We start from the raw sequence: 12,759 nt of genomic DNA, 5'->3' as shown, positions 1-12,759 counted from the left end.
CCGGATCATGGCGCTTGTGTCCTCCAGGTTTGCTCAAGTCTGCGCAGGCAGATCAGCTAATCTGCTGGTTATAACTATAACCAGAGGTGACCGCAGTGAGGCAGACCACCCAGGCATTTCGCAGCCGCTATCGCGCTGACATTCATCCCCGCTACAACCCCTGGCTGCACGGCGCCTTTGTGCTGCTGTTCGGGGTGCTGGCCATCGGCGGGTTCTGGAGCACCGTGCATCAGGTCCAGCCGCTGGAATGGCTGGCGGTGCCGCTGACGCTGCTGTTCTTCAATTTCGGCGTGTACATGGTGCACCGGCATTTGGGGCACCACAAAAAGAGCTTCGCGCGGATGTTCTACGCCCGCCATGCCGGCGACCATCACAGCTTTTTCGCCCCCGGCCACATGACTTACGACAGCGCCCGGGACTGGCGGGTGATTCTGTTCCCGGCCTGGCTGATCGTGTTGCACACCGTCGCCATTACCCTGCCCCTCTGGTGGCTGCTCAAGCAGGTTGATGCCAACGTCGCCGGGTTGTTTGGCGGCTGTCTGGTCCTCGGGTACCTGATGTACGAGGTGTTTCATGCCTGCGAGCACTTGCCCCCCGAAAACCCGGTCACGCGTCTGCCGTGGATCCACCAGATGCGCCGCCTGCATGAGCTGCATCACCGTCGCGAGCTGATGCAGGAGCGCAATTTCAATATCGTTTTTCCGCTGATGGACTACCTGTTCGGCACCCTGTACTGGGAGCCGGAGCATGACACCCTGCCCCTGACGAGAACGACCATGACCCGCATGCAGCACCAGATCGCTATCGCTGGAAACCCGATTGAAGTGCTCGCTTATGCCTGCACCGTCATCCGTTGGCCGGAGTGGCACCCATCCTCCCTCAAGGTCCAGGGGCAGGTTGGCCCGCTGCATGCCGGTCAGCGGTTCGAGGAGGACATCAGTGCCGGCGGGCGGGCGGGGCACTTGAGCTGGGAGGTCAACGAATACCTGCCAGGACGACGCTGGAGTGCCTGGGCACGCGGTGATCATGGGTTATCGCTGGTCGTGACCTACGAATGCGAGGCACAGGGTGAAGGCACACGCTTCGTGCGCACGTTGGAGTATCAATTCAGTGGCCTGGCGATGCGTATCACCAATCAACTGCTGCTCAAACGTCGCATCGAGCGCGAATCCGCAGCGTCGATGCTGGCATTGCGCGAAATGGCGCAAAAACACCTGACGCCGGCAGGAGTCAGCGCGTGAGAAGAACCTTAAGGCTTCGCAATCTGCTGTTGCTGCTGATTATTGCCCTGGGGGCTTTCCTGTTGTTGTTCCCGACCAAGGTTCGGCCGGTGGCCTGGACACCGCCGCCTGCGCCTTCCCTCATCAGCGGCGTGTATGCCGACAATCAGCGTCTCAAAGGGGTGGAACGTGTCGGTCCAGCGGACATCGACGGGCCCGAGGCGCTGTTACTGGAAGACAACGTACTCATCACCGGTCTACACGACGGCCGGCTGATCCGCACCAGCCTCGACGGCAAGGTCATCAAAGTGCTGGCCGACACCGGCGGCAGGCCTCTGGGCCTGGCGCGACACCCGAATGGATTGCTGGTGATCGCTGACGGCGTCAAAGGTTTGCTGTCCCTGGATGCCCAGGGTCGGTTGATCCCGCTGACCACTGCGGCCGGCGACGTGCCCTTCGGTTTTACCGATGACGTGGCCATCGACAAGCCCGGGCACTACGCGTACTTCAGCGACGCCTCCAGCCGCTGGGGCTACGGCAAGGATGGCGAGGCGATCCTTGAGCACGGCGGCGACGGTCGTTTGTTGCGTTATGACTTCCAGACCGGCAAGACGGCGGTGCTGCTCGACAAGCTGGAGTTCGCCAACGGTGTGACGCTGGGGCCGGACGATAGTTTTGTGCTGGTCAATGAAACCGGTGCTTACCGAATCACTCGCTTGTGGTTGAGTGGGCCGAAAGCCGGCACCCACGACGTGTTTATCGACAATCTGCCCGGGCTGCCGGACAACCTCGCTTTCAATGGCCGCGACCGCTTCTGGGTGGCGCTCTACGCCCCGCGCAATGCACTGCTTGACGCCACGGCGCCGCACCCGTTCGTGCGCAAGATGATCGTACGGGCAATGACGGTGCTACCCAAACCCGTGGAAAAGCGCGCCTTTGCGCTGGGTCTGGACCTTGACGGCAAGGTGATTGCCAACCTGCAGGATGCTAATACCGGCAATTACTCGCCGATTACCACGGTGCGCGAGTATGGGGACTGGTTGTATCTGGGCTCGCTGAAAGCAAACAACATGGCGCGCTTGCCCCTGACCACCGCCCTCCAGAAATAACGAAAATCAACTGTAGGAGCGAGGCTTGCCCGCGAAGGCGTCTATTCAGTAGATATCTATATTGAATGTGTAGGCCTCTTCGCGGGCAAGTCGGATCGCCGCACCGCTCGCTCCTACAGGGGATCTGTGTGGAGTGGGGTTAGCGGGGATCCATTTTGTTATCGCGTACGGCGTGGTCCGTTTCTTCACGCACCCGTTCCGGGTCCATCGAGGTGGAGTCGTCCTCATCCAGCGGACGCACACCTTCATTGTTCGGCAATTCGTCGATGCCCGGTTCATCCTCGGGGTTCACCGCTGTGCGGCCGGGGCTTAACGGTTCAGGATGAGTGGGAATCGGGTCGAACCCGCCCTGCTCTTCGCTGGGAAACTCTTCTTTGTCGGGAAACGCTGGTTCGGTCATAAGGCACCTCGCAGGGAGTCGAAAAGGTCGGACTCTGATCTTTCGAGGTGCCGGTATTGATCACCGTTCCAATTTTTCAGTCACCGGTTGTCGGTGGGTTGGCAAGGTGCGTCAGGATGGCGTCTGGAGCCGATCAACGATCTGATTCTTGACCTGCACGCGCTTCTCCTTGAGTTTCTTCAATGCGTCATCGCTGGGCGCATCCGATTGTGCGGTTTCAGCCTTTACCACCTCGGCGTCCGCTTGCGAATACTTGTTGATCAGCGAATCCAGTAACGGATCCTTGGTGCGTTTTTTCTGGACATCTTCCTTTGAAAGTTTCAGGTCCTGATAAAGGTCGTGTGGCACCGGCATGGAACACCTCCGTTTGTTTTTCGGGTAGCAAACGCGATCGATTGCGTTCACCAACTATCAGAATGGCCTCGGTTAACGGGTTCTGTCGACCGCCTATCAGACCAGCGGTGTCCGTTCGTCGTCCTGGCGCAATCCCGATAAAACCTTTGCCCGAGCGCCCGCCTCCATTGAATAACGATCATCTTGATCGCTGACCAAAATCCTGTGTGGAGAATGACCAATGGACGGATTCACCCTGCGCCACCTCGCCCTGGCCGTAGCCTTGAGCGCCAGCATGGGCACCGCTTTTGCCGCCACTTCCAATGACTTTGTCGACAACGCCGCCGCAGGCGGCATCGCTGAAGTCGAAACCAGCAAACTGGCCCTGGAAAAAAGCTCATCAGCGGACATCAAGGCGTTCGCCAATATGATGATCACCGACCACACCAAGGCTAATAAGGAATTGACTGCGCTGGCGAAAAAGAACGATATCGAGGTGCCGGACGACACGACGCTGGTCAAGCAGGCCAAGGAAAAAATCCTCGACATGCGCGACGAATCCTTCGATGCGGCCTATGCCAATAACCAGGTGAAGGCCCACGAAGAAACCATCGAGCTGTTCAAAAAACAAGCCAACACGGTGACGGACGACAAGGTCAAAGGCGCCACCGACCTGAAAGGCTTCGCGCAGAAAATGTTGCCAGCCCTGGAAAAACATTTGGATATGGCGAAAAAGCTTCAGGCCGCCCATCCCAGCAAATAATGTTCAAAAAGAAGGCCGCATCGTTTGATGCGGCCTCTTTTTTAAGCCTGACGGGACTAGCCGCCATCCGTATCGATGTCGGCATCCGTATCTTCGCCGGGTTTTGGGCGGTCGGGCGTCGGTTTGAAACCAGGGCTGAACTCATTGTCGTTGTCGGTGTGATGGTTCTTCTGATCCACCGCTGCATCGGCGCTTGGCGAGCCGGTGGATTGGCTTTGACGCTGACCACCCGGCGCGCCCTCACCCGGGGTCTGCGGGTCAATCGCCGGGTCATTGCGGTCGACCGGCGCCCCCGATTGTTCCTGTCGTTGTGTCGATTCGTCTTTCATACGTACCTCGCTCGTGACGGCAAGCCCACGATACAAACAGCCGGGGCCTTGAAGGTTCGAAGCCAACCGCGGACAGGGGTTCAATCCAAAGGACAGTCACCTGGCAGGATCAAGGTCAAAAAATCGTCGTCGACGGCTGTGCCGACTAGAGTTATCGGGCAAGTACTGGTCAGGATGGAAAATATCCCGCCCGATTGACCAACTATTTCACTCGGCAAATGTCACTGACTCGGGCCCGTTGTTTTTTGGGGAATCGGCCCGTCAAATTTCAGGAGCACAAGGACATGGCAGCAATGCAGATCAGCACGCTCGACGCGATGAAAAACAACCACGCGCAATTGCTTGGCGATTGGGTCACAAGCCTTGAAGCCAGTGGTGCCAACCGTAACCTCAAGGACCATGAGCTGAAGCAGCAGACCTCGGAATTTCTGCAACTGGTGGTCACGGGCCTGGAAAACGGCAACGGCCCGAACATCGCCGCACCGGGCTGGGACGAAGTTCGCCAATTCCTCGAAAAACTCTCCCACAGCCGCGCCCAGCTCGGTCAGGACTCCCACCAGACCGCCAGCTTCATTTTCTCGCTGAAAGGTCCGCTGTTTTCCCTGTTGCAATCCCACTACAAAGACAACCCGGCGGTATTAGCCGAACAGCTCTGGGAAGTGTCCGAGCTGCTCGATGCGCTGGGCATGCACACCATTCGTACCTTTCAGAGATCCCGCGAAGCGGTGATCAAGCGTCAACAGGAAGAACTGCTGGAACTCTCCACCCCGGTGGTCAAGCTCTGGGACGGCGTACTCGCCTTGCCGATGATCGGCACCCTGGACTCGCAACGCACCCAGGTGGTGATGGAATCGCTGCTGCAAAGGATCGTCGACACCGGTTCGGAAATTGCCATCATCGACATCACCGGCGTGCCCACCGTCGACACCCTGGTGGCCCAGCACCTGCTCAAAACCGTGACCGCGATTCGCCTGATGGGCGCCGATTGCATCATCAGCGGCGTGCGTCCGCAGATCGCTCAGACCATCGTCCACCTGGGGCTGGACCTGCAAGGCGTGGTCACCAAGGCCAACCTGGCCGATGCCCTCAAACTGGCGCTGACCCGTCTGGGAATCACTGTCAGCAAGACGGTATAAGCCGATGGAACGCATTCCTATTCTGAAAATGGGCGATTTTCTGCTGGTGACCATTCAGGTCGACATGCACGACCAGCTTGCCCTGACCTTGCAGGATGACCTGTCGGAGCGCATCAGCAAAACCTCGGCGCGGGGCGTGTTGATCGATATTTCCGCGCTGGACATGGTCGATTCATTCATTGGCCGGATGATCGGGACGATTTCCGGGCTGTCGAAAATCATGGACGCCGAGACCGTGCTGGTGGGCATGCAGCCCGCCGTGGCGATTACGCTGGTTGAGCTCGGCCTGACCTTGCCCGGGGTCAGCACCGCGCTGAACGTCGAGCGCGGGATGAAACTGCTTCATGAACGAGTACTCAAGCAATGACCCTGCGCAGCAGCGGCACTCAGCCAATCCAGATCGAGCAGGACGTGGTCCTGGCCCGGCAGACTGCGCGCAAGCTGGCCACCGAATGCGGCATGCGCCTGATTGACCTGACCAAACTGGTGACTGCCGTCAGCGAGCTGGCGCGCAACACCATGGTGTATGGCGGCGGTGGCGACATGGACTGGCAGATCCTCGACGAAAACTCGAGGGTCGGCTTGCGCCTGACGTTTCGCGATGAAGGCCCCGGCATCCCGGACATCAAACTGGCCATGACCGACGGCTGGACCTCCGGCAGCGGTCTGGGCCTTGGCTTGACCGGGGCAAAACGGCTGGTGGAGGAGTTCGAACTGGACACCGAGCCCGGGAAAGGCACTCGCATAACGATCACCCGATGGACATGAACATTGGGGGGTTGATGACCCAAGTGCTGTTGATCGAGGACAGCAGCCAGATCGGCTTTGCCCGGCGCACCGCGCAGAAGCTCGCCGAAGACCATGGTTTCGACGCAACGGATGCCGGCCGCGTGGCGCTGGTGGCCACTGAATTGGCCAGCAACGTACTCAAGCACGCAACCCGGGGCGAATTGCACTTGCGAATCCTGCCCGGTAAAAACGCCAGCGGCATCGAGATGCTTGCGGTGGACCGTGCCCAAGGCTTTGACTTGCAGGCGTGCATGGCTGACGGGTTTTCCACGGGAGGCACTCAGGGCATCGGCCTCGGTGCGGTGTCGCGCCAGGCGGACGTCTTCGATGTGCACACCGACTCGCGCGGCACCGTGTTGCTGGCCCGTTTGTATCCACGCGCCAGCAAGGCAGCGGACTTGCGCATCGGCATCAGCCAGCACTCGTTGCACGACGACCCGGCGTGCGGCGACGTCTGGCACCTGGCGTTCGATGGGGCAAATATCAGTGCCTTGGTCATCGACGGCCTGGGCCATGGTGAAGAAGCCGAACGCGCCGCTCGCGCCGGTGAAAAAGCCTTCGCCGTGGCGCCGTTTGCCTTGCCACTGTTCCTGCTCGAAGACATCCACCAGGCCATGATTGGCACCCGGGGCGGCGCCCTGGCAATCGCGCAGTTCGACGGCCACCTTGGCACCCTCAGATTCACCGGCATCGGCAACATCGGCGGCAACTTGATCAGCCTGGACAAGTCCCGTGGCCTGGCGTCCCATCCGGGTATCGTCGGCGGGCAATACCGGAAAGCCCAGCCTTTTGACTATGCTCACGTGAACGGACATCTATTGATCATGTACAGCGACGGCCTGCAGTCCCGTTGGAATTTGAACGACTACCCCGGCCTGGTGCACCGACATCCCGCCGTGATAGCCGCAGTCCTGCATCGCGATTTCTGTCGCGGCCGGGACGATGTGACGGTACTGGTCGTTGCTTTGGAGGCCGCCCATGGCTGAGTCGCCCATGCCGCCGATCGAAGAACCCTCGGCACTGATTGAGCGCTTGCAGAACGAAACCGCAGCGCTGCGCGAAGAGCTCGATGAAACCAATCAGGGCGTGCTCGCGCTGTACGCCGAGCTCGACACCCAGGCTGAAGAACTGCGCCAGGCGTCGGACCTCAAAAGCCGCTTCCTGTCGTACATGAGCCACGAGTTTCGCACGCCGCTGGGCTCGATCCTGAGCATCGCCAGCCTGCTGACCGATGAACTCGACGGCCCGCTAAGCCCCGAGCAACACAAGCAGGTCACGTTCGTCAGCACCGCCGCGCGGGAACTGAGCGACATGGTCGACGACTTGCTGGACCTTGCGAAAATCGAGGCCGGGCGTATCACTATATCGCCTGCCTGGTTCGACATGTTCGACTTGTTCGCCGCCCTGCGCGGCATGTTTCGCCCGATCGTCGACGCTTCGGCGGTGGACCTGATCTTCGAAGAACCGGTGGGTCTGCCGCGCCTGTACACCGATGACAAGAAGCTGGCGCAGATCCTGCGCAACTTCATTTCCAATTCGCTGAAGTTCACCACCCGCGGTGAAGTACGGGTTTCGGCCTCTCTCGAAGGCGCCAGCCACGTGCGCTTTGCCGTCACCGATACAGGAATAGGTATCGCTGCCGAGCTACATGGCGCATTGTTCGAGGACTTTTCCCAAGTCGATTCGCCCCTGCAGAAACGCTTGCGCGGTACCGGTCTGGGCTTGTCTTTGTGCAAACGCTTCGCCGAACTGCTGGGTGGCGAAGTCGGGGTCGAGAGTACTCCCGGGGTCGGTTCGACCTTTTTCGTGATCATCCCGCTGGCCATTGCCATGGAGCCTGCCGATGAAACGTGACATTCGCCTGTTGATCGTCGACGACAACGTCGCCACTCGCTACGCCCTGCGCCGACGCCTGGAGCCGCACGGCTACATCGTGCTCGAAGCCGGGACCGGTGGCGACGGCCTGGCGCTGATCGACAGCGAATTGATCGATGCGCTGATTCTGGACGTCAACCTGCCCGACATGAGCGGCTTCGACATTGTCCGTAAACTGCGCTCGGAACCCGCCACGGCGTTGCTGCCGGTAATTCACGTGTCGGCGGCGTCGATCCAGACCGGTGACATCATCACCGGCCTGGACGCCGGGGCCGATGCCTACCTGATCCATCCCGTGGACCCGGACGTGTTGCTGGCGACCCTGCGCACCCTGCTGCGGGTGCGTGATACGGAAAACGCCCTGCGTGAAAGCGAGGCGCGTTTTCGCGAGATTTTCGTCAATGTCTCGGCACCCATCGCGGTGCTGGACGCCCAGTTCAAAGTCCACGAATGCAACCATGCCTTCTCCCGATTGATTCAGGACAACCGCGACCCGGACACCTTGCGCGAATGCTTCGCCGACCAACAGCAAGCGATCCTTGATGAACTGCGCCTGCGCCTGACAGCGGGTGAACGCTGGAAAGGCACGCTGAATATGCGGATCGAAGGGGAACTGCGGGAAACCGAGTGGCAGATTTCGCCCTATCGCACCCCTGAACTGAGCCTGGTGTTCGTGGAGGACGTCACCGAGCATCGCCATCGCGAACGCTCGCACCTGGCCCGGCTCGACGACACCACGTTGCAACTGGAACACGAGATCGCCGCGCGCGTGCGCACCGAAAGCCAGTTGCTGCAAGTGCAGAAAATGGACGCACTGGGCAAGTTGACCGGCGGCATCGCCCATGACTTCAACAACCTGCTGACCGGCATCATCACCAGCCTGGAATTGATCCAGAAACGGGTGGCCGATTCGCGTACCGACAAGGTCCAGTTCTATGCCGAAGCGGCGCTGAACTCGGCCATGAGCGCTGCCTCCCTGACCCATCGCTTGCTGGCCTTCGCCCGCCAGCAGCCGCTCAATACCCGGCCGGTGGACATCAACGAACACATCCGCTCCCTTGAAGAATTGCTGGCGCGCACCATCGGCGAACACATTGCGCTGAAACTCGAACTGACCTCCAAAGCCGCAATTGCCCTGGTCGACCCGATCCAGCTGGAAAGCGCCGTACTCAATCTGGTGATCAATGCGCGCGATGCGTTGCCGCAAGGCGGGAATATCTGGGTCAGCACCTACGCGGCGTATTCGCGCGGTGATCTGAAACTGGCGGACGGGGCGTATGTCGCGTTGTCCGTGCGCGATGACGGGACGGGCATCGAACACAATGTGATCGACAAGGTGTTCGACCCGTTTTTTACCACCAAGCCACTGGGCCAGGGCACCGGGCTTGGGTTGTCGAGTATTTACGGGTTCGCCCGGCAATCGGGTGGCGATGCGCACATCCGCAGCGTGGCCCGCCGTGGCACCGAAGTGACCATCATGCTGCCCGCCAGTGCCGATCCGACGGCCACTGAAGCGGAACAGACGACAGTCGATCAACAGGGCTCGGGTGAGCATGTGTTGATTGTCGAAGACATGCCGTCGGTGCGCATGTTTGTCGCCGAAGTGTTGGTGGATGCCGGTTACCGCTGCACCCAGGTATGCGATATCGAAGGCGCCCTTGAACGCCTGCAAAACGACCCCACGATTGATCTGATGCTGACGGACGTGGGTTTGCCGCGCATGAACGGCCGGGAACTGGCCGATGTCGCCCGTAGTTGGCGTGAAGACCTACCGATCCTGTTCATGACCGGTTACGCGGAGAATGCGATCAACCGCCAGGTGTTCCTGGGCGAAGGCATGGACATGCTGATCAAGCCGTTTCAGATCAATGAGCTGTTGGACAAGGTCCGGCGCACCATCGACTGCGCCTGACGCAGGTCCTGTAGGAGCGAGCGGTGCGGCGATCCGACTTGCCCGCGAAGAACGATAACCGGGTTTGTCTGAATGTCCGCGGCGCTTCATTCGCGGGCAAGCCTCGCTCCTACAGGGAAAGTGTCCGGGCTAAAAACGGAGCCGTGCGGCTCTTCTTGCTCCTGGCCACTTTCTGCGGCGTGCCGGCAACGACAATCTTCCCGCCCTGATCCCCCGCCCCCGGTCCGATATCGATCACCCAGTCACTCTGCGCAACCACGCGCATTTCATGCTCAACCACAATCACCGTGTGCCCCGCCGCCACCAGCGTATTCAACTGTTCAAGCAGCCGGTCAACGTCCCGTGGGTGCAAACCGGTCGTCGGTTCGTCGAGTACATACAACGTCGCCCCACGCTGGTTGCGTTGCAGCTCGGTCGCCAGTTTGATGCGCTGGGCTTCGCCACCCGAGAGCTCCGTGGCTGGCTGGCCGAGGCGCAGATAGCCCAGGCCGATATCGCGCAGCACCTCCAGCGAACGGCGAATGCCTGGTTGCTCGGTGAACACCTCGACCGCTTCGTCCACCGTCAACTGCAACACCTGCGCAATGTTCAGATCCTGCCAGATGATCGCCAGCGTCTCGGGGTTATAGCGGGCGCCATGACACGTCGGGCACGGGGCATAGACGCTGGGCATAAACAACAACTCAACGCTGACAAAGCCCTCACCTTCGCAGGTCGGGCAACGGCCCTTGGCGACGTTGAAGGAGAACTGCCCGGCGTCGTAACCCTCGGCCTGGGCCTGGGGGGTGGCGGCGTACAGTTTGCGCACGTTGTCGAACAGCCCGGTGTACGTCGCCAGGTTCGAGCGCGGCGTGCGGCCGATGGGTTTCTGATCGACCTGCACCAGGCGCTTGATCGATTCCAGCCCGGCCGTGACCTGACCGCCGCTGACTTGCGGCGCATCGTCTTCAAGGCTCAACTCTTCAGGCTCGCTGCCGCTGGCGGCACGTCCCAGATGCGCGCCCACCAACTCCAGCAACGCCTGACTAACCAGGCTTGATTTGCCGGAACCGGAAACACCGGTCACCGAGGTGAAACACCCCAGAGGAAACTCGACGCTGAGGTCGTTCAGGTTGTTGCGCGTGATGCCTTCCAGGCGCAGCCAGTCGGTCGGCTTGCGCTGAGTTCTGGTTTCAGTGACCTGTTCGGCGAACAGATAGGCACGTGTCTGCGAGTTATTGACCTCGGCCAGCCCCTGCGGTGGTCCGCTGTACAGAATCCGCCCGCCATGCTCACCCGCCGCCGGGCCGACGTCGATCAGCCAGTCCGCACGACGCATGGTTTCCAGATCGTGCTCAACCACAAACAGCGTGTTGCCGGCCGCCTTCAAGCGTTGCAGCGCTTCAAACAGCGCTTCGCCATCCGCCGGGTGCAGACCGGCCGACGGTTCATCCAGCACGTAGATCACGCCGAACAACTGCGAGCCCAGCTGAGTGGCCAGGCGCAGCCGCTGCAACTCGCCGGACGACAACGTCGGCGTGCTGCGCTCCAGGGCCAGGTAACCAAGACCCAGGTCGGTCAGGGTGCTGACCCGCTCCAGCAAGTCCTGAGCGATCCGTTGCGCGGCCAGGCGTTTCTCCACTGACAGGTTAGGCGTATGCCGCACGTCCGGCGCGTTGGCATGAGCGCTGGCGCCGTGGGCCACGCGCTGTTCACGGGCTTCGCGCGTCTGGCTGTGAGTCAACACTTCGCCCGCCTCATCGGCCTGCTCCAGGTAACTGTGGGCCGCCACCGGTTTCAGCACCTCGGCCACTTGCAGCAACGGCATCTGCGACAGCTCACCGATGTCATAACCGGCAAAAGTCACCGACAACGCCTCGCGCTTGAGCCGTTTTCCGTCGCACAACGGGCACGGGCTGCCAAGCATGAATTGCGCGACACGCTTCTTCATCAGCGCACTTTGCGAATGGCTGAACGTGTGCAGGATGTAGCGTCGAGCGCCGGTAAACGTTCCCTGATAACTGGGCTCCATTTTACGTTTGAGCGCGACTTTGGTTTCTTCGGGGGTGAGCCCGGCATACACCGGAACGGTCGGTGTTTCCTCGGTGAAGAGGATCCAGTCACGCTGCTTTTTCGACAGATCGCGCCAGGGTTTATCGACGTCGTAGCCCATCGTCACCAGGATGTCGCGCAGGTTCTGTCCTTGCCACGCCGTTGGCCAGGAAGCCACCGCGCGCTGGCGGATGGTCAGGCTCGGGTCCGGGACCATCAAGGCTTCGGTGACTTCATAGACCCGGCCCAAACCATGGCATTCGGGGCAGGCACCTTGAGGCGTATTGGGCGAGAAGTCCTCGGCGTACAGCATCGGCTGGCCCGGCGGATAGCTGCCGGCCCGGGAGTACAGCATGCGGATCAGACTCGACAGCGTTGTCACGCTGCCCACCGAAGAGCGCGTACTCGGTGTGCCGCGCTGCTGTTGCAGAGCCACGGCCGGTGGCAGGCCTTCGATGGAATCCACGTCCGGTACACCGACCTGATCGATCAGCCGCCGCGCATACGGCGCTACGGATTCGAAATAGCGGCGTTGCGCTTCGGCATACAAAGTGGAGAACGCCAGCGACGACTTGCCCGAACCCGAAACGCCGGTGAACACCACCAATGCGTCCCGGGGAATGTCGACGTCAATGTTCTTGAGATTGTGTTCTCGGGCACCGCGTACCCTGACCATGCCGGAAGGAGGATTGGAGGTGCGCGTTGAAGTCATCGGGGGCCCTAATTAGATTGCAGAAAAAAACACAAACCCCTGTAGGAGCAAGTCCTGTGGTGAGGGGATTTATCCCCGTTGGGTCGCGAAGCGGCCCCTAAAATGGGCCTGCTGCGCAGTCCAACGGGGATAAATCCCCTCACCACAAGG

Annotated in this window: 13 protein-coding genes; 9 read left to right on the top strand and 4 right to left on the bottom strand. The window is 60.7% G+C overall.

Translation table 11 applies throughout. The annotated features are described in order from the left end of the window. Positions 1-95: 95 nt before the first annotated feature. Positions 96-1,241 (top strand): SRPBCC family protein, encoded by a 1,146-nt coding sequence (locus tag ACYZTY_RS11585; RefSeq protein WP_461958591.1) that lies wholly within the window; start codon positions 96-98, stop codon positions 1,239-1,241. Further along, the gene (locus ACYZTY_RS11580; RefSeq protein ID WP_461958590.1) at positions 1,238-2,329 is read left to right on the top strand and encodes an SMP-30/gluconolactonase/LRE family protein; all 1,092 of its coding nucleotides are present in this window, start codon (positions 1,238-1,240) and stop codon (positions 2,327-2,329) included. Before ACYZTY_RS11585 ends, ACYZTY_RS11580 begins: the two co-directional genes overlap by 4 nt. Before the next feature lie 139 nt (positions 2,330-2,468). Here ACYZTY_RS11580 and ACYZTY_RS11575 read toward each other — a convergent pair whose 3' ends face one another. Together ACYZTY_RS11575 and ACYZTY_RS11570 are read right to left on the bottom strand one after the other, a co-directional pair. Further along, complete coding sequence (locus tag ACYZTY_RS11575; protein ID WP_461958589.1) at positions 2,469-2,729, bottom strand: hypothetical protein; 261 nt, start codon at positions 2,727-2,729, stop codon at positions 2,469-2,471. A gap of 111 nt (positions 2,730-2,840) precedes the next feature. Continuing rightward, complete coding sequence (locus ACYZTY_RS11570) at positions 2,841-3,083, bottom strand: hypothetical protein (RefSeq protein WP_461958588.1); 243 nt, start codon at positions 3,081-3,083, stop codon at positions 2,841-2,843. 220 nt (positions 3,084-3,303) lie between these two features. On the opposite strand from ACYZTY_RS11570, the gene ACYZTY_RS11565 reads away from it, so the two are divergent. Then, positions 3,304-3,825: a DUF4142 domain-containing protein gene (locus tag ACYZTY_RS11565; protein WP_461958587.1), complete on the top strand. Its 522-nt coding sequence runs from the start codon at positions 3,304-3,306 to the stop codon at positions 3,823-3,825. Between the two features lie 56 nt (positions 3,826-3,881). Here the strand turns inward: ACYZTY_RS11565 and ACYZTY_RS11560 are convergent, their stop codons facing one another. Next, positions 3,882-4,154 (bottom strand): hypothetical protein, encoded by a 273-nt coding sequence (locus tag ACYZTY_RS11560; protein WP_461958586.1) that lies wholly within the window; start codon positions 4,152-4,154, stop codon positions 3,882-3,884. A gap of 284 nt (positions 4,155-4,438) precedes the next feature. On the opposite strand from ACYZTY_RS11560, the gene ACYZTY_RS11555 reads away from it, so the two are divergent. The 6 genes from ACYZTY_RS11555 to ACYZTY_RS11530 are packed head-to-tail and all read left to right on the top strand — an operon-like array spanning position 4,439 to position 9,866. Continuing rightward, complete coding sequence (locus tag ACYZTY_RS11555; protein WP_461958585.1) at positions 4,439-5,290, top strand: STAS domain-containing protein; 852 nt, start codon at positions 4,439-4,441, stop codon at positions 5,288-5,290. 4 nt (positions 5,291-5,294) lie between these two features. Next, entirely contained in the window at positions 5,295-5,657 is a 363-nt protein-coding gene (locus tag ACYZTY_RS11550; protein WP_461958584.1) for an STAS domain-containing protein, read from the top strand. Then, entirely contained in the window at positions 5,654-6,058 is a 405-nt protein-coding gene (locus ACYZTY_RS11545) for an anti-sigma regulatory factor (protein WP_461958583.1), read from the top strand. The genes ACYZTY_RS11550 and ACYZTY_RS11545 overlap by 4 nt, the downstream gene beginning before the upstream one ends. Further along, positions 6,055-7,065 (top strand): ATP-binding protein, encoded by a 1,011-nt coding sequence (locus tag ACYZTY_RS11540; protein ID WP_461959300.1) that lies wholly within the window; start codon positions 6,055-6,057, stop codon positions 7,063-7,065. Before ACYZTY_RS11545 ends, ACYZTY_RS11540 begins: the two co-directional genes overlap by 4 nt. Then, a complete protein-coding gene (locus tag ACYZTY_RS11535) occupies positions 7,058-7,933 on the top strand; it encodes a sensor histidine kinase (protein WP_461958582.1) in 876 nt (291 codons plus the stop codon). Before ACYZTY_RS11540 ends, ACYZTY_RS11535 begins: the two co-directional genes overlap by 8 nt. Next, positions 7,923-9,866, top strand: coding sequence for a response regulator (locus ACYZTY_RS11530; protein WP_461958581.1), 1,944 nt, complete (start codon positions 7,923-7,925; stop codon positions 9,864-9,866). The genes ACYZTY_RS11535 and ACYZTY_RS11530 overlap by 11 nt, the downstream gene beginning before the upstream one ends. 109 nt (positions 9,867-9,975) lie before the next feature. On the opposite strand, the gene uvrA is transcribed toward ACYZTY_RS11530, so the two are convergent. Continuing rightward, the gene (gene uvrA, locus ACYZTY_RS11525) at positions 9,976-12,609 is read right to left on the bottom strand and encodes an excinuclease ABC subunit UvrA (RefSeq protein WP_461958580.1); all 2,634 of its coding nucleotides are present in this window, start codon (positions 12,607-12,609) and stop codon (positions 9,976-9,978) included. Positions 12,610-12,759: the final 150 nt, after the last annotated feature.

This window comes from Pseudomonas sp. LB1P83, assembly GCF_054897885.1.
This window is presented reverse-complemented; position numbering and strand designations above follow the sequence as displayed.

Coding starts and splice junctions, on each gene's coding strand:
- ACYZTY_RS11575 (WP_461958589.1), bottom strand. CDS start 2,729: ATGACCGAACCAGCGTTTCCCGACAAAGAAGAGTTTCCCAGCGAAGAG.
- ACYZTY_RS11570 (WP_461958588.1), bottom strand. CDS start 3,083: ATGCCGGTGCCACACGACCTTTATCAGGACCTGAAACTTTCAAAGGAA.
- ACYZTY_RS11565 (WP_461958587.1), top strand. CDS start 3,304: ATGGACGGATTCACCCTGCGCCACCTCGCCCTGGCCGTAGCCTTGAGC.
- ACYZTY_RS11560 (WP_461958586.1), bottom strand. CDS start 4,154: ATGAAAGACGAATCGACACAACGACAGGAACAATCGGGGGCGCCGGTC.
- ACYZTY_RS11555 (WP_461958585.1), top strand. CDS start 4,439: ATGGCAGCAATGCAGATCAGCACGCTCGACGCGATGAAAAACAACCAC.
- ACYZTY_RS11550 (WP_461958584.1), top strand. CDS start 5,295: ATGGAACGCATTCCTATTCTGAAAATGGGCGATTTTCTGCTGGTGACC.
- ACYZTY_RS11545 (WP_461958583.1), top strand. CDS start 5,654: ATGACCCTGCGCAGCAGCGGCACTCAGCCAATCCAGATCGAGCAGGAC.
- ACYZTY_RS11540 (WP_461959300.1), top strand. CDS start 6,055: ATGAACATTGGGGGGTTGATGACCCAAGTGCTGTTGATCGAGGACAGC.
- ACYZTY_RS11535 (WP_461958582.1), top strand. CDS start 7,058: ATGGCTGAGTCGCCCATGCCGCCGATCGAAGAACCCTCGGCACTGATT.
- ACYZTY_RS11530 (WP_461958581.1), top strand. CDS start 7,923: ATGAAACGTGACATTCGCCTGTTGATCGTCGACGACAACGTCGCCACT.
- uvrA (WP_461958580.1), bottom strand. CDS start 12,609: ATGACTTCAACGCGCACCTCCAATCCTCCTTCCGGCATGGTCAGGGTA.